This is a genomic window from Paraglaciecola sp. (genome assembly GCF_051252315.1).
In the GTDB taxonomy this organism is placed as follows: Bacteria; Pseudomonadota; Gammaproteobacteria; order Enterobacterales; family Alteromonadaceae; genus Paraglaciecola.
Map to the genome: position 1 here is coordinate 1 of NZ_JBPOFP010000074.1, position 23,666 is coordinate 23,666.

22 protein-coding genes are annotated in these 23,666 nt (G+C 39.3%); 6 read left to right on the forward strand and 16 right to left on the reverse strand.

The genetic code is table 11. The features are described 5' to 3' along the window. Positions 1 to 239 (forward strand): DUF2919 family protein (locus ACSHXM_RS14325; protein WP_435689575.1); only part of this gene is annotated, 239 nt, incomplete at its 5' end. Positions 240 to 257: 18 nt separating this feature from the next. Here ACSHXM_RS14325 and ACSHXM_RS14330 read toward each other — a convergent pair. Further along, a complete protein-coding gene (locus ACSHXM_RS14330; RefSeq protein WP_435689577.1) occupies positions 258 to 671 on the reverse strand; it encodes a hypothetical protein in 414 nt (137 codons plus the stop codon). A gap of 83 nt (positions 672 to 754) precedes the next feature. Then, positions 755 to 1,543, reverse strand: coding sequence for a tRNA cyclic N6-threonylcarbamoyladenosine(37) synthase TcdA (gene tcdA, locus ACSHXM_RS14335; protein WP_435689579.1), 789 nt, complete (start codon positions 1,541 to 1,543; stop codon positions 755 to 757). A gap of 238 nt (positions 1,544 to 1,781) precedes the next feature. On the opposite strand from tcdA, the gene ACSHXM_RS14340 reads away from it, so the two are divergent. The 3 genes from ACSHXM_RS14340 to ACSHXM_RS14350 all read left to right on the forward strand — a co-directional run bounded on the left by ACSHXM_RS14340 (position 1,782) and on the right by ACSHXM_RS14350 (position 6,166). Beyond that, complete coding sequence (locus tag ACSHXM_RS14340; protein ID WP_435689581.1) at positions 1,782 to 3,200, forward strand: mannose-1-phosphate guanylyltransferase/mannose-6-phosphate isomerase; 1,419 nt, start codon at positions 1,782 to 1,784, stop codon at positions 3,198 to 3,200. A 45-nt stretch (positions 3,201 to 3,245) separates the two neighbouring features. Then, on the forward strand, positions 3,246 to 4,691 hold the full coding sequence (locus ACSHXM_RS14345; protein ID WP_435689583.1) for a phosphomannomutase CpsG: 1,446 nt from the start codon (positions 3,246 to 3,248) through the stop codon (positions 4,689 to 4,691). A gap of 764 nt (positions 4,692 to 5,455) precedes the next feature. Beyond that, positions 5,456 to 6,166 (forward strand): hypothetical protein, encoded by a 711-nt coding sequence (locus ACSHXM_RS14350; RefSeq protein WP_435689585.1) that lies wholly within the window; start codon positions 5,456 to 5,458, stop codon positions 6,164 to 6,166. Positions 6,167 to 6,478: 312 nt separating this feature from the next. Here ACSHXM_RS14350 and lipA read toward each other — a convergent pair whose 3' ends face one another. The 14 genes from lipA to leuS all read right to left on the reverse strand — a co-directional run bounded on the left by lipA (position 6,479) and on the right by leuS (position 20,358). Beyond that, the gene (gene lipA / locus ACSHXM_RS14355; protein ID WP_435689587.1) at positions 6,479 to 7,456 is read right to left on the reverse strand and encodes a lipoyl synthase; all 978 of its coding nucleotides are present in this window, start codon (positions 7,454 to 7,456) and stop codon (positions 6,479 to 6,481) included. Continuing rightward, positions 7,449 to 8,096 carry a lipoyl(octanoyl) transferase LipB gene (gene lipB / locus ACSHXM_RS14360; protein WP_435689589.1) on the reverse strand — a complete coding sequence of 216 codons (648 nt, stop codon included), beginning with the start codon at positions 8,094 to 8,096 and terminating at the stop codon, positions 7,449 to 7,451. The genes lipA and lipB overlap by 8 nt, the downstream gene beginning before the upstream one ends. Positions 8,097 to 8,133: 37 nt before the next feature. Beyond that, the gene (gene ybeD, locus ACSHXM_RS14365) at positions 8,134 to 8,397 is read right to left on the reverse strand and encodes a DUF493 family protein YbeD (RefSeq protein ID WP_435689591.1); all 264 of its coding nucleotides are present in this window, start codon (positions 8,395 to 8,397) and stop codon (positions 8,134 to 8,136) included. 20 nt (positions 8,398 to 8,417) lie between these two features. After that, positions 8,418 to 9,590, reverse strand: a complete 1,173-nt coding sequence (locus ACSHXM_RS14370; protein WP_435689593.1) for a serine hydrolase — start codon at positions 9,588 to 9,590, stop codon at positions 8,418 to 8,420. A gap of 183 nt (positions 9,591 to 9,773) precedes the next feature. Further along, on the reverse strand, positions 9,774 to 10,586 hold the full coding sequence (locus ACSHXM_RS14375) for a septal ring lytic transglycosylase RlpA family protein (RefSeq protein ID WP_435689595.1): 813 nt from the start codon (positions 10,584 to 10,586) through the stop codon (positions 9,774 to 9,776). A 4-nt stretch (positions 10,587 to 10,590) separates the two neighbouring features. Beyond that, on the reverse strand, positions 10,591 to 11,574 hold the full coding sequence (gene mltB / locus ACSHXM_RS14380) for a lytic murein transglycosylase B (protein WP_435689597.1): 984 nt from the start codon (positions 11,572 to 11,574) through the stop codon (positions 10,591 to 10,593). A 43-nt stretch (positions 11,575 to 11,617) separates the two neighbouring features. After that, a complete protein-coding gene (gene rodA, locus ACSHXM_RS14385; RefSeq protein ID WP_435689599.1) occupies positions 11,618 to 12,736 on the reverse strand; it encodes a rod shape-determining protein RodA in 1,119 nt (372 codons plus the stop codon). A gap of 3 nt (positions 12,737 to 12,739) precedes the next feature. Next, positions 12,740 to 14,662 (reverse strand): penicillin-binding protein 2, encoded by a 1,923-nt coding sequence (gene mrdA, locus ACSHXM_RS14390; protein ID WP_435689601.1) that lies wholly within the window; start codon positions 14,660 to 14,662, stop codon positions 12,740 to 12,742. A gap of 2 nt (positions 14,663 to 14,664) precedes the next feature. Next, positions 14,665 to 15,135 (reverse strand): 23S rRNA (pseudouridine(1915)-N(3))-methyltransferase RlmH, encoded by a 471-nt coding sequence (gene rlmH / locus ACSHXM_RS14395; RefSeq protein ID WP_435689603.1) that lies wholly within the window; start codon positions 15,133 to 15,135, stop codon positions 14,665 to 14,667. Positions 15,136 to 15,156: 21 nt separating this feature from the next. Continuing rightward, a complete protein-coding gene (gene rsfS, locus ACSHXM_RS14400) occupies positions 15,157 to 15,474 on the reverse strand; it encodes a ribosome silencing factor (RefSeq protein WP_435689605.1) in 318 nt (105 codons plus the stop codon). Positions 15,475 to 15,522: 48 nt separating this feature from the next. Beyond that, complete coding sequence (gene nadD / locus ACSHXM_RS14405; protein ID WP_435689607.1) at positions 15,523 to 16,182, reverse strand: nicotinate-nucleotide adenylyltransferase; 660 nt, start codon at positions 16,180 to 16,182, stop codon at positions 15,523 to 15,525. A 15-nt stretch (positions 16,183 to 16,197) separates the two neighbouring features. Beyond that, positions 16,198 to 17,229, reverse strand: a complete 1,032-nt coding sequence (gene holA / locus ACSHXM_RS14410; protein ID WP_435689609.1) for a DNA polymerase III subunit delta — start codon at positions 17,227 to 17,229, stop codon at positions 16,198 to 16,200. Then, positions 17,229 to 17,666, reverse strand: a complete 438-nt coding sequence (gene lptE / locus ACSHXM_RS14415) for an LPS assembly lipoprotein LptE (protein ID WP_435689611.1) — start codon at positions 17,664 to 17,666, stop codon at positions 17,229 to 17,231. The genes holA and lptE overlap by 1 nt, the downstream gene beginning before the upstream one ends. A gap of 91 nt (positions 17,667 to 17,757) precedes the next feature. Further along, entirely contained in the window at positions 17,758 to 20,358 is a 2,601-nt protein-coding gene (gene leuS / locus ACSHXM_RS14420) for a leucine--tRNA ligase (RefSeq protein ID WP_435689613.1), read from the reverse strand. Between the two features lie 279 nt (positions 20,359 to 20,637). On the opposite strand from leuS, the gene ACSHXM_RS14425 reads away from it, so the two are divergent. Both ACSHXM_RS14425 and ACSHXM_RS14430 read left to right on the forward strand, forming a co-directional pair. Beyond that, complete coding sequence (locus tag ACSHXM_RS14425) at positions 20,638 to 23,025, forward strand: Lon protease family protein (protein WP_435689615.1); 2,388 nt, start codon at positions 20,638 to 20,640, stop codon at positions 23,023 to 23,025. Between the two features lie 49 nt (positions 23,026 to 23,074). Further along, positions 23,075 to 23,566, forward strand: coding sequence for an FKBP-type peptidyl-prolyl cis-trans isomerase (locus ACSHXM_RS14430; RefSeq protein WP_435689617.1), 492 nt, complete (start codon positions 23,075 to 23,077; stop codon positions 23,564 to 23,566). Positions 23,567 to 23,666 lie beyond the last annotated feature (100 nt).

The window sequence follows — 23,666 nt, forward strand, 5'->3', positions numbered from 1 at the left end:
GACCTTGGTTGTTTGGTTTTGTTCGCCCCTTGATGATTGTGTCAGTATTGGGAGATTTTATTTTTCATGTGTATTTTGCCAACTTATCTCATTGGCAGTTTTCATGGCTAATAGCGATAACGTTTATTTTGGATCTACTTTGTCTGTATTTTTTACTAAAAGATCGTCACTTACTTTTAATGGTAAAAGACTGGAAAATTAACCCTAATCCAAAGTGCAAAAAACAATCAGTTAAGTAAACTTTGGAATAATTGGGGTTATTGAATATTATTCGACACTGCTTCTTCATAATAACGTTTGATACTGACTTGGCTGTCGTTAACTAATCGTTGATAACAGACTCCAGCAAAAGCGTAATTGTTATTCGCATAATTTAATACTACATAGGGCGCATCTGGGTTTGATTCGTCGTAATTCCATTCTCCTCCCAGTTTATTGCGAAAAATTTCACCAACGTAGGCACCATAGATATTGCAGATGGTGAAAACCGCGTCAGATTCTAAAGCTTGGCTTTTGTATTTATCTAACCAACACAAAATAATGTCGTCTACTAACTCAATACTTTGTTCTGAACCATCTAATTCAGTGTTGAATTCATCAGCTGTGGTTTTGATTGCATTAGTTGAGCAATCAAGCATTAATTCGGCTAGCTCACTTGAAGTCATACGCATTAGAGGTTCCCTATTATATTTGTTTGTTCTGGTGATATTGTGTAATTAATTAAACCGAATGTCGATCAAAAACTGGTAAACGCCTAAACAGGGATGTTTTTTATTAAAATTCTTTCGATTACTCGTGCAACAGCGACAAAACCAAAGGTAGCAGTCACAGCTACTGCGGCACCAAACCCAGTGTTACAATCTAGCTTAACACTTCCGTCAGTTAGGTTTTTCTGCATACACACACTGCCGTCACTTTGGGGGTAGCGTAATTGCTCAGTTGAATATACACAATCTACTGCAAACCTACGTTTCGGGTTAGTACTAAAATTGTAAAAGCGTCTTAGTTCAGAGCGCAGTTTTGAAGCCAAGGGATCTTGAATCGTTTTAGTTAAATCTGTGACGGCAATTTTTGTAGGATCGATCTGTCCGCCAGCTCCACCAATTGTAATCACAGGGATTTTGTTGCGTTTACAATGTGCCACCATAGCTGCCTTGGCTTTTATGCTATCCGTCGCATCTACAACATAATTAAACTGGGTGTGTAATAACTCTTTGACATTCTCAGGGGTAATAAAGTCTTCTATCGTTTCAACAATACATTCTGGGTTGATTGCTTTAATACGCTGCGCCATTACGTCGACTTTTGCCTGACCCACAGTCGATTCTAGGGCGTGAATTTGTCTATTGGTATTGGTTACACAAAGGTCGTCTAAATCAATCAGGGTAATTTTACCAATTGCTGTTCTAGCTAAACCTTCTGCAACCCATGACCCGACGCCTCCAATGCCGACAATGCACACATGTGATTGTTGTAAAATTGCGGTTTCTTGATGGCCATAAAGACGTTGTGTTCCACCAAATCGTTGTTTCGTGTTTTGCATAAATTAATGGGTATTTATTATATTTTTGAAAATGCAATTATATCAGTGCTCAATCACTAACCCAAACATTCAAATGTTTGATTTAATCGTTAGCTTGATAATCATAGGAAAGTATTAATATATAAGCTTTATCCAGTTACGCTGTTGTATATCTAACCTAGCTTTAATATTATTCTGAGCACAAAACTTTAATCGTGACAAAATCTCGATAAAACATTAAAAATAAGAAGGATAATGGATGAAACCTGTGATTCTAGCTGGTGGAAGTGGTAGTCGATTATGGCCAAAATCAAGAGCTGCATTGCCTAAACAGTTTTTAAGTTTGACCAGCGAACTGACAATGTTGCAAGACACTATAGCTCGATTAAATGGTACTCAAGCAGAAGAACCTATCGTTATTTGTAATGAAGCCCATCGGTTTTTAGTGGCTGAACAGTTACGTCAACAGGACATTACACATGGGGGGATATTATTAGAGCCCATGGGGCGTAATACCGCTCCAGCCATTGCATTAGCCGCTTTACACGCTTCTCTATCTGGTGATGATCCTACCTTACTTATTTTAGCTGCTGATCACTTAATCAGTGATGCCCCTGAATTTCATAAAGCCATTGGCCAAGCCGAAGTGTTAGCTGAGCAAGGTAAGTTAGTGACCTTTGGCATAGTGCCCGATTCTGCTCATACAGGTTATGGATATATAAAACGTGGAGATAAAATCCAAACAGCAGACGTTGGATTTGACGTGGCTAGCTTTGTGGAAAAACCTAATTTAACCACTGCCCAAGAATATGTGGATTCAGGTGAATACTACTGGAATAGCGGCATGTTTATGTTTAAAGCTAGTCGTTACTTGCAAGAGTTAGAAAAACACAATCCAGAAATGTTAGTTATCTGTAAACAAGCTATTGCCTCAGAATCTAAAGATTTAGAGTTTGTGCGAGTTGACGCTGAGACGTTTGTAAAGTGTCCGGATGATTCTATTGACTATGCAGTCATGGAAAAAACTGACGCGGCTTGTGTTGTGCCTCTTGACGCAGGTTGGAGTGACGTAGGCAGTTGGTCTTCATTATGGGAAACTGCAAAACAAAAGGACGAAAACAACAATGTCATTATTGGTGACGCTATTTTAGATGGTGTAAACAATAGTTATATTAATTCTGAGCAACGTTTAATCTCTGTAGTCGGGCTTGATGATGTCGTTGTAGTAGAAACAAAAGATGCTGTTTTAGTGGCTAATAAGAACAAAGTTCAAGACATTAAAAATGTTGTGAACACACTTAAAGCCGAAAAACGTCCAGAATGGGAATTTCATCGCGAAGTCTTTCGCCCTTGGGGCAGTTACGATTCAATCGACAATGGCGAACGCTTTCAAGTTAAACGAATTACTGTGAAACCGGGTGAAAAACTATCGGTACAAATGCATCATCACAGGGCTGAACACTGGATTGTGGTTGCCGGAACGGCCAAAGTGACTAACGGTGACGAGACATTACTACTGTCAGAGAATCAGTCTACTTATATTCCAATTGGTGTCATTCACGCTCTGGAAAACCCAGGTAAAATCCCGCTAGAGCTGATAGAAGTGCAGTCAGGTACCTACTTAGGTGAAGATGACATTGTTAGGTTCTCGGACCGATATGGGCGCGTAGATCCCTAACAATTATCGTACAAAATTAGTTTTAACGGAAACAGAACCAAAACTATGAAAATTACATGTTTTAAAGCCTATGACATTCGAGGCAAGTTAGTTGAACAATTAGATGAACAAGTCGCATACCGTGTTGGTAGAGCATTTTCTGAACACATGAAGGCTAAGACAGTTGTGGTTGGGGGGGATGTTCGACTAACCTCAGAGCCTCTGAAATTGGCCTTGGCGGCAGGTTTAATTGACGGTGGTGCCAAAGTGACTGATTTAGGTATGACAGGCACAGAAGAAATTTATTTTGCCACCAAACATTTAGGTGTAGATGGCGGCATAGAAGTTACCGCCAGTCATAACCCAATTGATTACAACGGTATGAAGTTAGTAAAAACAGATTCTAAACCTGTTAGTGGCGACACTGGACTGTTTGCTATTCGTGATTTAGCTGAAACTTATGATGCAGATCTAGTTAAATCTCGACTTGAACATTATTCAGATTCGTTAGTGACATCTGAGCAATTTATAGAAGGTCAATCTTCTGTTACTCAAACTAAGTTAGCCGGTACTGGTTTATATCAGCAACTAAATAATATGCCTGCCTATGTTGAACATATGTTGTCGTATATTAAAGCCGATAATATTTCACCACTTAAGTTAGTGGTTAATGCTGGTAATGGCGCAGCGGGTAGCGCCCTTGATGCAATTGAATCTGCCATTCAAAGTCAAAATATTCCTATAGAATTTATTAAAATTCATCATACGCCTGATGGTAGTTTTCCAAATGGAATACCTAACCCTCTGTTGCCCGAGAGTCGTGCCGACACCGCTAATGCAGTGAAAGAACACAAAGCTCATATGGGCATTGCATGGGATGGTGACTTTGACCGTTGTTTCTTATTTGATGAGAACGGAGACTTTGTAGAGGGTTATTATATTGTTGGCTTATTAGCTAAAGCCTTTTTGGATAAAGATCCTGGTTCTAAAATTATTTATGATCCTCGAGTTTATTGGAACACCGAAGATATAGTGACCAGTGCTGGTGGAGTGCCGATAAAAAGTAAAACCGGCCATGCATTTATTAAAGAGCGTATGCGAGCTGATGATGCCGTGTACGGTGGCGAAATGAGTGCCCATCACTATTTTCGCGATTTTGCGTACTGTGATTCAGGCATGATCCCTTGGTTGTTAGTGGCAGAGTTACTTTGCACTACAAACAAACCTTTGTCGCAATTGGTTAAAGAACGTATTGCGGCGTTTCCTTCTTCAGGGGAGATCAACAGTACTTTGGCTGATCCCGATGCGTCGATTAAATCGGTATTAGATAAATATGAGTCTGAAGCTACTGTAGTCGATTACACTGATGGTATTGGTCTAGAGTTTGGTACATGGCGTTTTAATTTGCGCAAATCAAACACAGAGCCTGTGGTACGTTTGAACGTTGAATCCAAAGGTGATATCGCTTTGATGGAAGAGAAAACCAAAGAGTTGTTGGCTTTACTAAAATAAACCTCAACACTTGTATTGATATTAAAAATGCCCAGTGAATACTGGGCATTTTTGTAAGCGGTATTCGCTGTGCTCTCAATGGCATATGCTTCGCATACAAAGGCATGCGCTCTGCTTACCGCAATCCATTGCGTTTTTGATACGGCATCCCTGCCGCACCAGTGACTCTTTTTCAACAGCAAAAAAGAGTAACCAGAAAATGCCGTGCTCCAACCTAGTTCTAATGCCTGCGCGACTTGCCAAACAAAGGTCGCAATGATTTGTTCCCTACAAGCATTGCTCAAATAACTTCCATGTTCTTTGTCCTTAGTTTGTCAGCGTTGCTCGGCGAACTTGGATTCGCGGTTAAATCAAAAGAATGTGATTCGCATAAAGACAATTCGCTTTGCTCACAGCCATCCATGGCTTTTGTTCAAACCGCATCCTGCGGCTCGATTTACTTTTTACCAACAGCCACAAAAAGTAAACAAAAAGGGCCGTGCTCCAGCCAATTTTCTAACCCTATTAAAAGCAACCTTCAATGTCAGAGCGGCGAAAGGTAACATCCATGTAAAGCGGTTCGCCTTGCCCAGACGTCCATGTCTGGACATCTGACAAGGCTACTTTGAATAGGTAAAATTGGATTCGCTTAGTAATCAAAATAATCTGCTATGTAGTTCTGTTTCAATTTATTTTTACGAGCTTTGCAAATTAGTGACTATTTGATTATATAAAAAGCCTTGGGAACATAGTAACGTTGGTGTAGTTAAAAATAAGGACATACCATGACAAAAAGTAAAATAGAAATCGGTGCAGTTATCTTATTCATGGCTGGATTTAGTCTATTTTTATTTAACTTTGATTTGATCTTTATTATTAAAATTGATTTAGCTGGAGTTACTGGTTTACTAACTGCAATTATCGCGATTGTTACAGCGAAAATTATAATAAAAAATCATAAACAACAAATCCAGCCTTACTTGACGGTGCTAAAGGAATGGAATGAAAATAGCGTGTCTTTTGGTTACAAAAACAGTGGGCAAGGTACAGCAATAATAAAAGAAGCGTATGTATATATTAATTTTGAACGCCTATATGAACTTTGCCCAAAAACAGTTGTGATAAATTTAAAAAATGAAAAAAATGACAAATTTCAATTAGTCCCCAATGGATATAATGATAGTGATGAAATGGGTTTTTCAGAGTATGTTTTGCATTTAGTTGAGATTATTTGCAATTTACCAGTGGCAAATGTTGGCGTGGACAATCCAGATGTTATTAATGGATTTACTCATACGAGCGCTGTTGGTATCGATAAAGAAATTATTCTGACTAAATTAACATTCTTAGGCGACGAAAATAAAAAGTTAGTACTACAAACATTAAGGCTGTTAATTGAATGCACTGAGATTTATATAAAGTACCAATCACAAGCTAAGGAAGCCTTATACTGCCCGAGTATAAATAAATATGAAAAATTTATAAGTGAGCATTAAAGTTTAAAAGGGTATTGACGTTAACCTATCCCTTATAGTCGGCGAAGCCGGTGCTTTTGAATTTCCCCGACTACAAATTCCCCGGCAAATTAATGGCTTGTCAGATGGCCAGATATGGACATCTGGACAAGGTAATCTTTTATAGCTGGGAGCGGCTTATTGCCGTTCTGACATAGAAGCCAATAATTTGTTGGAATAGGAGTTTGTTTGGAGGTCGGCATTTTCTGGATACTCTTTTTTGCTGTTGAAAAAGAGTATCTGGTGCGGCAGGGATGCCGAACCAAAAACGCAATGGATTGCGGTAAGCGTAGCTTATAATGGTGTAAACTTACCCACTTCTTCCCCTGCTGCTTGTTTATCCGCATGGTAACTCGAACGTACCATAGGACCACATGCCGCGTGGCTAAATCCTAAGTCTTTGGCTATCACTTCCAATTCGTTAAATTCATCTGGGTGAACGTAACGTTTAAGAGGGTAGTGGTGTTTACTGGGTTGCAGGTACTGGCCCAAAGTTAACATTTCTACATTGTGTGCTCTTAGGTCTTTTAATACCTCAGCAATTTCTTGTTTATTTTCACCCATGCCCATCATTAAACCCGATTTTGTCGGAATGTCTGGGTGTTGTTCTTTAAATTTTTTCAATAAATCTAAAGACCATTGATAATTGGCCCCAGGGCGACATTCTCTGTACAAACTAGGTATGGTTTCCAAATTGTGATTGAACACATCAGGTGGGCTTGTTTTTAATATTTCTAAAGCACGATCCATACGGCCTCTGAAATCCGGTACTAACACTTCAATTTTAGTACTTGGGCTGTGCTCTCTAATAGCTGAAATACAATCAACAAAGTGTTGGGCACCTCCGTCTCGTAAGTCGTCACGATCCACTGAAGTGATAACCACATATTTGAGTTTCATCTCTGCTATGGTTTTTCCCAGTTTTTCAGGTTCTTCTGCGCTTGGTGGTAACGGTTTACCATGGGCAACATCACAAAATGGGCAACGTCTGGTACAGATATCCCCTAAAATCATAAAGGTGGCTGTGCCGTGGTTAAAACATTCAGCTAAATTAGGGCAGCTTGCTTCTTCACATACCGAGTGTAATTTATTTTTACGTAAGGTTTTTTTGATATGATCAATTTTTTCGGTACTAGGTGGAAGTTTAATTTTTATCCACGATGGCTTACGCAACATTTCTGCTTTTTCGGTAGGCACGATAGTAATGGGGATGTGTTTTACTTTTTCGTCATCCCGAAGTTTTACTCCAGCTTGAGTACGTGAATTAGTCATTAAAGCCTTCTTTTGTTTCTATCTGAGTAATACCTAATGAGGTACATAAATATTGAGTTATTTTAGCACTTGCTTCTAACAGCGTTTGAGGGCCATCTAATTGTGCGCAATCTACCATTTCTAGCCCAGCATAACCACATGGATTGATACGTTGAAATGGAGTTAAATCCATATTCACGTTAAGAGCTAAACCATGAAAGGAGCAACCTTTACGGATGCGTAAGCCTATAGAGCACACTTTTTTATTGTCTATATATACACCAGGCGCATCGGCTTTGGGGTAAGCGTCTATCTTGTAGTCAGCCAACGTGGTGACTATCGACTGCTCTAAGGCAGTTACTAAATCCCGTACACCTAATTTGTGACGTTTTAAATTGAGTAATACATACATCATCTGTTGACCAGGACCGTGATAGGTCACTTGGCCCCCTCTGTCAACTTGCACTACAGGTATGTCTCCGGGCATTAATAGGTGTTCGGCTTTACCTGCTTGACCTTGAGTAAATACGGGCTCATGTTCCACCAACCAAATTTCATCAGGCGTGTTGATATCTCTGTTATTGGTAAAGTCTTGCATGTTTTGCCATATAGGCAAATAAGGTTGTACACCTAATTGTCTTATAATGAGCGCGGGATTCAAAAATTTTATCCGAATAATAGTTGGCTATAAAGAGTTGTTAAAGTACAACTCTTACAAGGTCAAGTTTTGCTATTTCAACATATAGGGTTTCCATATGTTCTTTGCTGGTCACCTTTACACTCACTGATAAAGAATGATACTTGCCTTTTGAACTAGGCTTTAACTTTGGTGAATAATCACCTGGGGCATGTATTTGAATACATGCCACCACTGCATCAGTTAAACCATCGTCAGCCAAGCCAACAATCTTAAACGTTTGATGACAGGGAAACTCTAATAATTCGTCGAAATGTGTTTTCATATCAAAAATATCTCTGCTAATTACAAATCAAAGCCAAGTTTTAATTTTACATAATCAGTCATACGATCGATTAGGCCACCTTGATTAACTTCTTGTAAAGTAACGAGCGGGTATTCAGCAATATCTTCACCTTCAATTTGTAAATACAGTGTTCCAACGACAGCACCTTTAGCAATTGGCGCTTCAAGGTTTTTATTCAATTTAAAGTTAGCTTCTAAATTTTTGCTTTGACCTCTAGGAATATTGATTGGTGTATCTTGTAAAATACCTAGATCTACTGTGTCTTTGTCACCCATATAAATGCGTTGTGACACAAAACTATCACCTGCTTTATAGGGGGTAATGGTTTCGTAAAAACGGAAACCGTATTTAAGTAACTTTTTGTTTTCTACTTTACGCGCTCTTTCACTATCAGTGCCCATAACAACCGAAATCAAACGCATATTACCTTGCGTTGCAGAGGTAATTAAACTGTAACCTGCATCAGAAGTATGCCCAGTTTTAATACCATCCACGTTAAGGCTTTTATCCCATAACAAACCATTACGGTTGTATTGTTTAATATTATTAAAGGTGAACTCTTTTTCTGCATAAATAGCATATTCTTCGGGTACATGATTAATAAGGGCTTTTGCCAAAATAGCCATGTCTCTTGCTGTTGTGTAATGATCACCATCGTGCAAACCGTGGCTATTTACAAAATGGGTAGAGGTCATGCCTAGTTTTTCAGCGTGCATATTCATCATGCTGGCAAATGCATCTTCGCTTCCGGCAATATGTTCTGCCATAGCCACACAGGCATCGTTACCAGATTGAATGATTATTCCGCGGTTAAGATCGGCTACTGATACTTTTTTACCCACTTCGATAAACATTTTAGAGGAGTCAGGAAAGTTTTTGCTCCAAGCATTTTCTGAAATGGTGACCAAATCGGTTTCTTTGATATTGCCGGCAGCAATTTCTTGACCAATCACGTAGCTCGTCATCATCTTGGTTAAACTAGCAGGTGGAATTTGAATGTCGGCGTTTTGTTCGGCGATAACATTACCGGTTTGATGATCTAAAAGAATAAAACCTTTCGCTGCGACACTAGGTGCAGGTGGAATTACGACAGCTGCAGAAGCGGAAAATACGAAGACACTCAGTGTCAGACCAGTTAATAATGTATTGAAATATTTTTTTGGGTTAAACATTAAACTACCGTTTTGATTGTTTCTTAGAATTTATGAATGAGTCAGCAACTACGCGTTGCAAAATTAGCGGGCAATATAGCACTTTGAGCAATAAATTACTGCCTTCAAAATAAAAAATAGCGTCGTTTTATGACTTATTTTTTATAAAGCTGCTTAGCTACGACCGCTGAACTTGCTAAAAGTTTACTTAACAAACACAGTGTAAGCATTAGGGTAGTCTGACGTTTTTAGTTTTTTAAGTAACAATTGATGATTGGTATCCGTTTTTAGTGGGCCCAACTGCAATTTATATATTCCCTTAATATTAACTACTCGGTAGGGGATATGGTATTTCGCAGTGGCTTTTTGTCCAAGTGTATGAATACGTTGTTTGTTTTTTGAAGCGAGTAATTGAATAAATTTACCGGCATTGCTTTTTGTTGCTTTTGTTTGGCTAACAGTACTTGTATTTCCTTCGGTTACGTTTCCATTTGAGTCAACATGAATGACGTCTAATTTAACGTTCCCCACACCTGTTTTTAATAAGTCTAATTTTAAGGCTGCGGCATAAGACAAATCCACAATACGGTTAATATGAAATGGTCCTCGATCATTTATTCTCACAATCACTTGTTTACCATTATCTAGATTAGTGACACGAGCAAAGGAAGGGAGTGGCAAGGTTTTATGGGCGGCAGACATTTGATACATGTCATAAATTTCGCCATTGGAGGTCTTATGCCCATGAAATTTTTGTCCATACCAACTGGCTTCGCCTGTATCACTAAAACCTAACCCAGAAGACATTGGGCGGTAATGTACGCCTCGTATTGTGTATGGCCTTAAATTGGCTGGTGCATAGGGTTCATACTTAGGAATGGCATCTTGGGTGCTTACATGTTTAGGTACAATTTTAGGAGCGGAATCCTGATTTTGATAGTAACGCCCGATAGGTGCGCAAGCGCTAATAGCAATACACAAGATGAGCCATACTAACTTGTCATTTAGTCGCGACATTTTCTTAGTTGTCTTTTTTATGCATAGCCAGTTTTAATTGTTGGCTAAACTGGAAAACCGCCATAGCGTAAAGAGGACTGTGGTTGTATCGAGTAATGGCATAAAAGTTAGGTAATCCAACCCAGTACTCTTTGTTTGAGGGCTGCTTAAATTCTAATAACTTCACTTTTTGGTTTTCAGTAAGTTTTACCTGCTCAACAGAAACACCGTTTGATTCAAGCTGTTGCCAAGTATGTTTCGGTTTGAGTGATTTATTGATGAAAGCTGGGTATTGCGTCCCTGAAACTTCGGCTTTAAACGCTACGTCTTGGCCTTTTTTCCAACCATTTTTCTTGAAGTAATTGGCTACACTGCCAATCGCATCGACTGGATTGTTAAGTAAATCTCTCACGCCGTCTCCATCAAAATCAACTGCATAGTGTCTATAGCTAGAAGATATAAATTGCCCAAGTCCCATTGCGCCTGCGTATGAGCCTTTTATTTGGGTTATTTCAAAGTTCTCTTCTTTTGCTAGCAAAAACAGTTGCTCCAATTCACTTCTAAAGAACTTCGATCTGGGCGGGTAATGGAAACCCAATGTTTTTAATGCATCCAATACAGAATACTTACCGGTATAACTGCCATAGAATGTTTCAATACCAATAATGGCCACTATAATTTGAGCGGGAACACCTGTCTTTTCTTCTGCTTTTAGCAGAGATTGTTTATGTTTTTCCCAAAATATTAACCCTTTGTTTAAACGTTTTTCAGTTAAAAATAATGGGTAATACTGATGCCAAGGTTTTGCTTCCCAAGGTTTTGCGATGGATTCTAATACTTTTGGATTAGTAGTGGCTTTCGCTAATGTGCCTTGTATAAAACTACGGTCAAACTTATGTTTGTTTACCATAGTGTCAATAAACTTTTTTTCTAACTCTAATGGTGAGGCTGACAAGGCAGAGACTGAAAACGACATCCACATTAAAACAACTAATTTCAAAAACTTCATACTTTCCCTTTTACAATGACAGCGGGTGAAAAACTACACATGGCTATACTCTAGACATGATGCGTTTTTGCGTGCTAATAGCCATTAAAATACCAAATCCAGCAAGTAAAGTAACCATGGATGTACCGCCATAACTCACTAGCGGTAAAGGCACACCAACAACGGGCAAAATACCCGATACCATACCCATATTAACAAATACGTATACGAAAAATGTTAAGGTGATACTGCCACCTAAAATTTTGCTGAAGGCATCTTGTGCTCGAATGGATATCAACATGCCTCGAATAACAATAAATGCGTAAATTGCCAATAAACCTACAACCCCCCAAAAGCCAAACTCTTCACTAAATACGGCAAAAATAAAGTCTGTGTGACGTTCTGGCAAAAACTCTAATTGTGATTGCGTGCCTTGCAACCAGCCTTTTCCTTGGGTGCCACCAGAGCCGATAGCAATTTGTGATTGAATAATATGGTAGCCCGAGCCTAATGGGTCTGTTTCTGGATTTAGGAAAGTCAGAACTCGCTGTTTTTGATAATCCTTCATTAAGAAGAACCACATAATAGGAGTAAAGGCCGAAGCGGCGACCGCTATAAACGAAATAAATCGCCAACTCATACCAGCCAAAAACAAGGCGAATACGCCAGAGCTCGCAATAAGTAAAGATGTACCTAGATCGGGTTGTTTAGCAATCAACAAAGTGGGGAGGGCAACTAACCCAAAACCCGCCAATATATGTCTAAGTTTAGGAGGTAAGTTAAATCGACTAATGTACCAGGCTACCATCATAGGCACGGCTAATTTCATGATTTCAGAAGGTTGAAAACGAGTGATGCCTAAATCTAACCAGCGCTGTGCTCCTTTACTTGAAACACCTATGACTAATACAGCAACTAACAAACCTACGCCAATTATATAAAAATAGATGCTTACCTTTTGGTAAGTAATAGTAGGGATTTGAGCTACAACTATCATCACACCTAAGGCAACACTTAACCTAACTAACTGCCTTTGAATCAGATGTAAATCCTGTCCGCCTGCTGAATAGATTGTCAATAAACCCACAGCCATCAAAATAACCAAACCTAAAAGTAATGGGCCATCACAATGAATTTTATTTAGAAATGAGCGGTTGTAGGGCTCTAATTTAGTTCTCAGCACGGCCTATTGCTCCTCTTCCTTGGTGTAAATCGGCATACCATCTGGGCCAAGCGATTCGATAACTTGGTGCTCAGGGAAGGTTTGATCTTTAAAGAAGTTGTCCATAATTTTTCTAGCGATAGGGGCTGCTTGGGCACCACCGTGCCCCGCATTTTCTAATACGATTGTGATGGCAATTTGTGGTTTGTCATAAGGGGCATAACCCACGTACATGGCATTATCATGATTTTCTTTAGACAATTTAGAGGCGTCATATTTTTCATCTTGCGCTATGGTCACTAACTGTGCTGTACCTGTTTTTCCGGCCGAAATATAATGTGCACCAACAAACGCTTTGCGAGCCGAGCCCTTACGGTTTACTGTGCCGTACATTGCATCTAGAACAACATCCCAATTATGTTCGTTATGAATTTCTAATGGCCTTCGTTCTTTGATTGATTCTGTCACCGTTTGGTTGTCGACCATTTTACCGCGTATTACTTGAGGAATAATACGTTTACCTTTGTTAATTAGCGTGCCTAGTGCCTGCACCTGTTGTACTGGTGTGACTGTCCAATAACTTTGGCCTATACCCAAGTTTATCGTATCTCCATGATACCAAGCACGATTAAATTTGGCCCTTACTAACCCTCGGCTTGGCATAAAACCGTCAGCTTCTTCATGCAAATCTATCCCTGTATAATCACCAAAACCAAATTGGTACATACCGTCACTGATTTTATCTATGCCGAGTTTATAGGCCATGTCGTAGAAGAATATATCGCAAGATACTTCGATAGATTTAGTGACATCAACCCAGCCGTGCCCCCATAAATTATGGTCTCGCCAAATTCTTTTTACGTTCTTAAGTTTATATTTACCATTATCATACAATCGGCTTTCTGGAGTAATGACGCCTTCTTCTAAACCGACTAGGGCTAACAGAGGTTTAACTGTAGATGCAGGTGGATACTGACCCTGTGTAGCGCGGTTAAATAAAGGACGTGAAGAGGTGAGTAGCTTTTTATAATTCTTACTGCTGATCCCATGCACAAATAAGTTTGGATCATAACTAGGACTACTATAAAGCGCTAAAATCCCACCATCTTTAGGATCCATGGCGACCACAGTGCCCCGTTGACCAGCAAATTGTTTTTCGGCTTCTAGTTGAAGTTCAACATCGATATTTAATACAATATCTTGGCCAGGTGTTGGCGGACTAAAGTTCAAAACGCGGATAATACGGCCTTTGTTATTGACCTCTACTTCTTGGTAACCAACGTCTCCATGTAACAACTCTTCATGATATTTTTCGATACCACGTTTGCCTATGTCATAGGTGGCAGCGTAATTTGCTTCGAATCCGGCTTCGGTTAACTTTTGTAAATCTTTTTTATCTATTTTGGCAACATAACCTAATACATGAGTTAACGCGCTTTTGAACGGGTAATATCTGCCTAACCTTGCTTCAACTGATACCCCTGGGAATTTATGTTGGCTGGCTGAAAAAATGGCCACTTGTTCTTGGTTTAATCGGTTTAGCAGAGTTACTGGTTTAAATCGACGAATACGTTTTCTGTCTTTATGAAAGTCTTCAATATCGTCATCGTCAATTGATAATAATTGTTGTAAACCAATCAAGGTTTGATCCAAGTCGTCAGACTCTTCTGGGATAACTTGTAGGCTAAATACGGGTCTGTTTTCTGCCAGTATTATGCCGTTTCTATCGTATATTAATCCTCGATTAGGGGCGACGGGCAGTATTTTAATCCGGTTGCCATTAGAACGAGTTTGGTAGTCGTCAAATTTGGTGATTTGTAAGTAGTATAAATTGCTCAGTACCATACCAATCATAGTGAATACCACTAATAAACCAATTACGGCTCGCCTAGCAAAAAGGTTGGCTTCAGCTGTATGGTCTTTGATGGTATTTCGATGGGCGGGCAAGACTATTCTCTGTGGTAAGGGTGATTATTATTAATTGACCAAGCTCGATATAAACTTTCTGCCACTATCACACGAACTAGTGGGTGAGGTAAAGTCAGACTAGACAAAGACCACTTTTGTTCAGATCTTTTTATACATTCTGGTGCTAAACCTTCAGGCCCACCAATTAACAAACTGACATCTCGCCCATCCATTTGCCAATTTTCCATGGTTTTGGCCAATTTAGGTGTATCCCATGGCGCTCCTGTGACTTCTAACGTCACAATACGATTTCCTTTGGGAATGGCGGCAAGAGTTAGTTCGCCTTCTTTTTGAAGAATACGTTTAATATCCGCGTTTTTACCACGTTTTCCTGCAGGGATTTCTGTTATATATAACGGCATGTCGTGTGGGAATCGTCGACAATATTCGCTAAAGCCTTGCTCTACCCAAGCAGGCATTTTTATACCAACGGCGATGAGTTGAATTTTCAATTGCGTAGGCTACTTAATGAGTTATGCCCAAAGTTTTTCTAGTTGATAGAAATCTCTAGCTTCGTCTTGCATAACATGAACAACCACGTTACCCATATCCACTAACACCCAATCTCCAGTTTCTTTTCCTTCAATACTTAAAGGTGCTGCATCTGCTTTTTTAGCTTCTACCACTAGGTTTTCAGCGATTGAAATAACATGTCTTTTAGAGTTGCCTGAACAAATTATCATAGTATCTGTCACGGTGGATTTACCAGACACATCTAATTTAATGGTATCTCGACCTTTTAGGTCATCTAATTTTTCTAGTACGAAAGCTTCTAACTCTTGCTGGTCCAAAGATTTTCCTTATGGATTAAAAATAAATTACTGATTAATACACCTAGTTTAGCAGAGATTAGCCTCGGGCTGATAGAGCTTATGCTGACGAATATAGGCTAAAACACTATCTGGAATAAATTCACTGGTATTTTGGTCTTGATTCAATCGTATTCTAAGTGCTGTTGACGATATATTTACAGCTTGGGTATCCGCTAAGTAGATGCGGCCGGCTAGGCTGGTATGCAGGTCCCTTGGATCATCAGTTTGTGTTTTGGCCAGTAAATCAACTACGTGTGTCGGGAGTTCTGGTACTTCACCGTGTCTAAAACAAACCACAAAATGACATAGGGTTAATAATTTTTGCCATTGATACCAAGAAGTCAGCGTTAACAATGAATCCGTGCCAATAAAAAAACATAAAGGTGTTTTTGGATGTTCGGTTCGCAGAGATTGCATTGAATCTACGCTGTAGGTAGGAGTGCCACGGTCAATATCTCTGGACTCAGGATAAAGTAACGGGTGTTGATCACATACGAGTTTGATCATATTTAATCTATGTTGACTTGATACCGAAGCTGAGCCTTTATGCGTTGGCGTGAAACATGGCATCATGGCTACTTTTGTGATGTTTATCTTTTGAGATGCATCAATTATTGGTTGGATATGACCGTAATGAATGGGGTCAAAGGTTCCACCAAAAATTCCTAGAGGAGCGTTTAAATTCACTAATGGCACCTTAATTTAAACCGCATAGTCCAAGGGGAGTTTATCTAGAGGGTAGGGCATAAATAATAAACAGAGGTGACATAATTCAACATAAGGTCGAAGAATTTGAGATTGTTTTATGGCACAGTCAAACTCGCTGAGTTTGGTTTGTATTATTTGCAGGTTTTCTAGTGATAAACGCTGCAAGGCAGATTGGTATAAACTTTGGCGGTTTTTCCAAATACGGTGTTGATTCCAATTAATATTTTTCCCTTGTTGTTTATCAAACAAAAGGCCATTTAGGGTTTGCCACTCTCTCGTTAACGCCCACAGAATAATATTGGGCTCTATACCTTCACTTTCTAGGCGATATAACATTTTGACCGTTTTTTGTCCGTCACCAGACAGAATGACATCAATTAAGTGAAATACGGTAAACCTAGATTGGTCAACAACGGCTTGCTCCACTTGTTCTAAAGTAGGATCTCCATTCGGATAAAGCAGCATGAGCTTTTGAATTTCTTGTTTTGCAGCCAGTAAATTACCTTCACAATAATCAACTAATAATTGACAAATTTGTGGCGAGGTTTGCATACCAAGCAATTGCATTTGTTGATTCAACCATTGATGTAAGGCATTACCTTCTAATGGATAACAAGGCACGTAGATGGCATTTTTATCTACGGCTTTAAACCATTTAGTATTTTGCACATCTTTGCCAATCTTGCCGCCATGTATGACTAATAAAACATCTGGGTTAACTTGTTGAGCTATGGCACTGAGTACTTTGCTGCCTTCAGCGCCGGGTTTACCGGTTGGTAGTTCTAATTCAATAATTTGTCTATTAGAAAACAATGATAACGTTTGGGTGGCTTCAATCAGGCTATCCCAACTAAATTGGTTGTCTACAACCAAAGACTGACGTTCATCAAACCCTTGTTGGAGTGCAGTTTTACGGATACGTTCTAAACATTCTAGTTTTTGTTGTGGTTCGTCACCAAAAATCAAATAAAAAGGTTTGAGAGGAGAGTCATCTTGTAAACTAAAACGGTTAGGATAAACCTGCATTATTGACCTTTAGTGAGTTGCCAATTCGAGTAAGAGTTAGCTAATTGGCGAATTATCCTATTAGCCGCTTGTTGACGCATTTCACTCAATACCAAATCTCGCTCTCTAGACTTTGCCAATACAGCATCGGGATCATCTTGATATTCTCGAGTTATATCAAATTCCATGGGCAAAGCATCTTGACCTGCAAACTGAATATAGTAATTAATGGTATAGACCAATTCATATTCAGCTACTTGGCCTGTTGAAAACAAAGATAGTAATCGTCTATCCAATTTTTCAGATTGAATAAATACTTGTGCATCTAAAGCCTGTTGATGATGACTGTCGGAAAGAACCTGTATTTTATAGCCTTTTAATTGTTTGATTAAAGTGCGCTGCAATGGTGCGTTTTTCATTGCAGAGCTGACTTGAAGCACTTGTAAACCCTGAGGCAAACTGTAATCGCCCCGTAGTTTAAATCCACAACTTGTTATCGATAGTACGATAACAAGTATGCTGATTTTTCCAATTAAGGTTTTTAGCACCTTAGTTAGCCACAATATTTAGCAAACGGCCTGGTACATAAATAACCTTACGGATTGTTTTGCCATCAGTGTGCTGCTGAACATTATTTTCACTTAAGCCAAGAGCTTCAACTTGCTCTTTAGAAGCGTCTGCAGCAACAGTGATTTTAGCTCTAACTTTACCATTAACTTGCACTATGATGAGTTTTTCGTCTTCGACCATAGCGTCTGCTTCGGCAACAGGCCAAGGTGCTGTTTCTACTTCACTAGCATGACCTAAATCTTTCCACATGACGTGACAGATATGCGGCGCAATAGGGGTTAACAACAATACTATGGTGTTAATTCCTTCACGCAATACGGCTAAGTCTTGAGCATCTTTTTGAGGTGCTTTTTGTAAATGATTAAGTAATTCCATAGTGGCAGCAATCGCAGTATTGAAAGTTTGCCTACGGCCAATATCATCACTCACTTTTTCAATGGTTTTGTGGATCACTCTACGTAATGATTTTTGTGAACCAGATAGACTACCTTTGTCTAGTTCAGCTATATCACCCGCTTCAATATGTTCTTGTACTAAAGTCCATAAACGTTTTACAAACCTATGAGCGCCTTCCACACCAGAGTCAATCCATTCTAGTGTTTGTTCTGGTGGAGCAGCAAACATAGTAAACACACGTATGGTATCAGCGCCGTAGACGTCGATTACTTTTTGAGGATCGATACCATTATTCTTCGATTTAGACATTTTAGTCATACCACCATGTATGACTTCTTCACCATCCGCTGCTAACACCGATTTTAAGATACGGCCTTTATCATCTTTTTCACTTTCAACTTCAGACGGTGAGTACCAAGTTTGTTTACCTGATTTATCTTCACGATAGAAAGAATCCGCTAAAACCATACCTTGGCACAAAAGGCGTTTGTATGGCTCATCTGATTTCACTAAACCTTCGTCTCGCAAAAGTTTATGAAAGAAACGAGAGTATAAAAGATGCAGAATCGCATGCTCAATTCCACCGACATATTGATCTACAGGTAACCAGTAGTTGGCTTGTTCAGGATCTAACATGGCTTGGTCATTTTGTGCGCTACAGTAACGAGCGTAATACCAAGAAGATTCCATAAAGGTATCAAATGTGTCAGTTTCTCTTAATGCAGCTTGACCATTAAATTCGGTTTTTGCCCATTCTGGGTCAGCTTTTATGGGAGAGATAACCCCGTTCATTTGTACGTCTTCTGGTAATTCAACGGGAAGTTGGTCACTAGGGACCGGCACAGATTCTCCATTTTCTAAATTCATCATGGGAATAGGTGTTCCCCAATAACGTTGGCGTGATACCCCCCAATCTCTCAGGCGATAATTTACTTTTTTCTGGCCTTTACCTAAACTGGAAAGCTTTTCTGCAATTGCATCAAAAGCTTCAAAAAATGTTAAACCGTTGTATTCACCAGAGTTAACTAACCGACCTTTTTCAGTAAAAGCGGCCTGAGTGATATCGACCTCGTCAGCTGCTTCCGTTGACTCTACAACTTGTTTGATATCTAGGCCGTATTTAGTGGCAAATTCCCAATCTCGTTGATCATGACCAGGCACAGACATAACTGCTCCGGATCCATAACCCATCAATACAAAGTTAGCGACCCAAACGGGTACTTTATCACCCGTTAACGGATGAATGGCATAATACCCAGTGGCACAGCCTTTCTTTTCCATAGTCGCTAATTCGGCTTCAGCGACTTTAGTGTTTTTGCATTCTTCGACAAAATCCGCAAGTTCGGCGTTGGATTTGGCTGCTTCTAAAGCAATTGGATGTTGTGCTGCTACTGCCACATAAGTCACACCTAATAGGGTGTCTGGTCTTGTGGTGTAAACATCAAAATCTTGCTGACCAGCAACTGATTGTTCAAGTTCAAAAGTGATTTCTACACCTTCTGAGCGACCAATCCAATTTTTTTGCATGGCTCGAACTTGTTCAGGCCATTCTTCTAATTGTTCTAAATCAGAAACTAATTCTTCAGCGTAATCGGTAATTTTGATAAACCACTGTGGAATCTCTTTTTGTTCAACGAGTGCCCCTGAGCGCCATCCTCGCCCATCAATCACCTGCTCATTGGCTAATACTGTGTGATCCACAGGATCCCAGTTAACCGTTGCATTTTTCTTATACACTAGGCCTTTTTCGTAAAGACGTGTAAAGAACCACTGTTCCCAACGGTAATATTCTTTTTTACAAGTGGCGACTTCACGATCCCAGTCATAACCAAAACCTAATGACTTCAATTGGTTTTTCATGTAATCGATATTGGAATAAGTCCATTTAGCTGGCGCGGTATTATTGTTGATTGCCGCATTTTCTGCCGGTAATCCAAATGCATCCCAACCCATTGGTTGTAATACATTTTTGCCTAACATACGTTGATAACGACTGATCACATCACCTATGGTGTAGTTGCGAACATGCCCCATATGTAGTCGCCCACTTGGGTAAGGAAACATAGACAAACAGTAAAACTTTTCTTTGTCTGCTTGCTCAGTTGCTTTAAATGTTTCTTGAGTTTCCCAATGAGCTTGAACCTCTTTTTCGATTTGTTGAGGTTGGTATTGTTTTTCGGCCATTAAAAAAGGTTTCCGTGACGTGGTCAGTTAGGTCGCGAGACACTGAATATTTATATAAAAATTAGCTCGTTAGAATACCTTAGGCTATGACTTTCAAACAATAGCTAATGTGGTATTTCTGGCTCATAAACTAAAGTTTTTTAGTCTTAGGAATAATTTAATTGTTGTTTGGTGGAAATTTAAGCGGTTGCGTAGCTTTAAACAGTATCTGTTTGACAGTATCTCGATTAAAGGTTTCACTATATTTACGTCACTAACATCAAAATTTGATGAGATCTCATGCACAGTAAATATGCCTTACATTTGCAACAACTTACCGCTAAGCCAAGTAGACGATCCATTAATCATGCCTTAAAAGATGATGCTGCATTAGATGCGACATTTATAGGCCAAGATAGAGCTCGAGATGCTCTGTCGTTTGGACTTGGGATCAAAGCAAAAGGTTATAATTTATATGTCATGGGTGAACAAGCTACAGGGCGTTTTACCTTAGTACATGAGTTTATCGATAAATATGTGAATAAAACCGTCACACCTGATGATTGGTGTTATATCAATAATTTTGATGACGAGCGTGAACCGTTTTCTTTGCGTTTATTGGCTGGAGAAAGTAAAAAGTTATCTAAAGATCTCGGATTGTTAATTGACGAATTGTTAGATACCTTTCCAGCAGCGTTTGATAATCCAGGGTATCAACGTAAAAAAGCCGCTATTACCAGAGAGTTTGATCAAAAATACGACCAAGCAATTGAAGACGTGGAAATGCAAGCGCAAAGTCACAATGTTGCCCTGTATGAAGACAGCGGAACTATTTCGTTTTCGCCTATTGTTGACGGAAAAACAATTAATGATGAGGAATTTGCCAACTTCCCGGAAATACAGCGCCAAGAATATTATGTAGTGATTGATAAGTTAGAAACTGTGTTAAGCGAGGCATTAATCGAGCTGCCAACATGGAAACGAGCTACCGCTGAAAAACTAAGAAAGCTAAAAAGAGACACTGCAGAATCAGGCATAAAACCTTTATTAAAGGATTTAGAGCATTTATACAGTGCTGATCTAGCGATCCTTAAATTCTTACGTCAACTTAAACCTCATTTAATTGAAACTGTGGTGGAAATACTTGCTGACGATAAGAAAGAAAATAAAGAAGATGAATATGATAAACGCTCCATTTTAGAAGAACAGTATTTACCCAATATTTTAGTCGCCCACGAAGTAAATAGTGGCTCTCCAGTCATTTATGAACCGAATCCAACCCATCAAAATTTATTCGGTAGAGTTGAATATACCAATATACAAGGCTCGGTATTTACCAATTACCGTATGATCAGGCCTGGTGCCATTCATAAAGCTAATGGTGGTTATTTATTATTAGATATGGATAAGGTTATTGAACAACCTTACGTATGGGAAACATTAAAATTAGTGCTTAAGTTCGGCACGCTAAAAATGGATTTGCCACAACATGATGTGGGTATGGTGAATTCCATAACCTTGAATCCACAACAAATTCCCATTGATGTCAAAGTTGTATTGTTAGGTTCTCGTGATCTTTATTACACCCTTCAAGACTACGATGATGAATTTTACGAACTGTTTAGAGTGTTGGTTGATTTTGATCACGAAATTCCTTTAGACAAAAAGACATTATTTGATTTTGTAGGGCGCGTTAGAAGTCATGTCAATAAGCTCGGCTTACAAAGTATTTCGGCGAAAGCTATGTATCGATTAGTTGAACACAGTTTACGTTTAGCTGAACACCAACAACGTTTGTCCGCCAGGTTTGCAGATGTTATTGAGTTACTTAATGAAGCAGATTACTTTTGTAAAAAACAATTAAAAAATGAATTAGACGTTGGTCATATTGAAAGTGCGTTAGAGTCAAAAACACACAGGACAGGCCGAGTAAGTGAAGCTGTTTTAGATGACATTAAACAAGGACAAATACTGATTGCGACCGAAGGTGTCGATGTTGGTAAAGTGAATGGGCTCACAGTGTTAGAAGTGGGGGAGTGTATGTTTGGGACCCCCGCACGTATTACTTCTACTGTGTACGCTGGGGCTAATGGTGTTGTAGATATTGAAAGAGAAGTTGAACTGGGCCAACCAATTCACTCTAAAGGAGTGATGTTACTCACTGGATACTTGGGTTATAAGTATGCGCAACTGTTCCCACTGACGTTATCGGCTAATATCGCCATTGAACAATCCTATGGACATATTGACGGTGACAGTGCGTCTCTTGCAGAGTTGATTGCACTTATTTCGGCCTTAACCAGAATTCCCGCACGACAAGATTTAGCAATCACTGGTTCTATTAATCAATACGGACAAGTACAGTCGGTTGGTGGTGTGAATGAAAAGATCGAAGGTTTTTTCAAGCTTTGCCAACACCGTGGTTTAACTGGAACACAAGGCGTTATCGTTCCAAAATCAAACCAAGTTAATCTGATGTTAGATAAAGAGGTATTAGCCGCAGTAAAAGCAGGCAAGTTTCATATATGTGTAGTGGAGACTGTAGACCAAGCTTTAGAACTATTAATGGATAGGGACGTGGGGGAAATGAATAGCAAAGGCCGTTACCCGAAAAACTCTATTAATTACATTGCAGTGACTAGCTTGTTAAACATTGCGAATATTGTGGCTGGAGCCGATGACGAATAGTCTGCCTTAGGTTATCATTCGCGAAAATTAATAGGATAAGAAAAATATTATGCAAATCTCTAAAGGCACGGTTGTGCAATTTCATTACAGAATTAGTGATCTAGATGGTCAAGAACTTGAAACAAATTTTGGCAAAGACGCGGTGGCGTACCTTCATGGGTATAACAATATGATGCCAGGCGTTGAAAAATCTTTAGAATCGATGACTAAAGGTGATGAAGTAGAAGTTGAGCTAGAAGCAGCTGAAACTTATGGCGAAATTCAACCTGATAGCGAACAAAGAGTATCAGTGAAACATTTAGCAAGTGCTGACAAAAAGGTTAAATGGAAAGCGGGAATGACAGCTGTTGTGAATACCGAGCAGGGTCAACGAGAAGTAACAATTGTTAAAGTGGGTAAGTTTATGGCGACCATTGACACCAATCATCCATTAGCTGGTAAGACACTTAAATTTGAATTAAAAGTGGAAAACGTTAGAGCGGCAACAGATGAAGAAATTGAACACGGTCATGCCCATGGCGTAGGTGGTCATCACCACTAAGATTGATTGCCAATATTGTGAGTGATAACAATATTGGCGCCCATTTTTATTTTCTAGGTAGATCTATTTTTTTCTCGTCACTTTGTTTAAAAAGTATAAG

Coding starts and splice junctions, on each gene's coding strand:
- ACSHXM_RS14330 (WP_435689577.1), bottom strand. CDS start 671: ATGCGTATGACTTCAAGTGAGCTAGCCGAATTAATGCTTGATTGCTCA.
- tcdA (WP_435689579.1), bottom strand. CDS start 1,543: ATGCAAAACACGAAACAACGATTTGGTGGAACACAACGTCTTTATGGC.
- ACSHXM_RS14340 (WP_435689581.1), top strand. CDS start 1,782: ATGAAACCTGTGATTCTAGCTGGTGGAAGTGGTAGTCGATTATGGCCA.
- ACSHXM_RS14345 (WP_435689583.1), top strand. CDS start 3,246: ATGAAAATTACATGTTTTAAAGCCTATGACATTCGAGGCAAGTTAGTT.
- ACSHXM_RS14350 (WP_435689585.1), top strand. CDS start 5,456: ATGACAAAAAGTAAAATAGAAATCGGTGCAGTTATCTTATTCATGGCT.
- lipA (WP_435689587.1), bottom strand. CDS start 7,456: ATGACTAATTCACGTACTCAAGCTGGAGTAAAACTTCGGGATGACGAA.
- ybeD (WP_435689591.1), bottom strand. CDS start 8,397: ATGAAAACACATTTCGACGAATTATTAGAGTTTCCCTGTCATCAAACG.
- ACSHXM_RS14370 (WP_435689593.1), bottom strand. CDS start 9,590: ATGTTTAACCCAAAAAAATATTTCAATACATTATTAACTGGTCTGACA.
- ACSHXM_RS14375 (WP_435689595.1), bottom strand. CDS start 10,586: ATGTCGCGACTAAATGACAAGTTAGTATGGCTCATCTTGTGTATTGCT.
- mltB (WP_435689597.1), bottom strand. CDS start 11,574: ATGAAGTTTTTGAAATTAGTTGTTTTAATGTGGATGTCGTTTTCAGTC.
- holA (WP_435689609.1), bottom strand. CDS start 17,229: ATGCAGGTTTATCCTAACCGTTTTAGTTTACAAGATGACTCTCCTCTC.
- leuS (WP_435689613.1), bottom strand. CDS start 20,358: ATGGCCGAAAAACAATACCAACCTCAACAAATCGAAAAAGAGGTTCAA.
- ACSHXM_RS14425 (WP_435689615.1), top strand. CDS start 20,638: ATGCACAGTAAATATGCCTTACATTTGCAACAACTTACCGCTAAGCCA.
- ACSHXM_RS14430 (WP_435689617.1), top strand. CDS start 23,075: ATGCAAATCTCTAAAGGCACGGTTGTGCAATTTCATTACAGAATTAGT.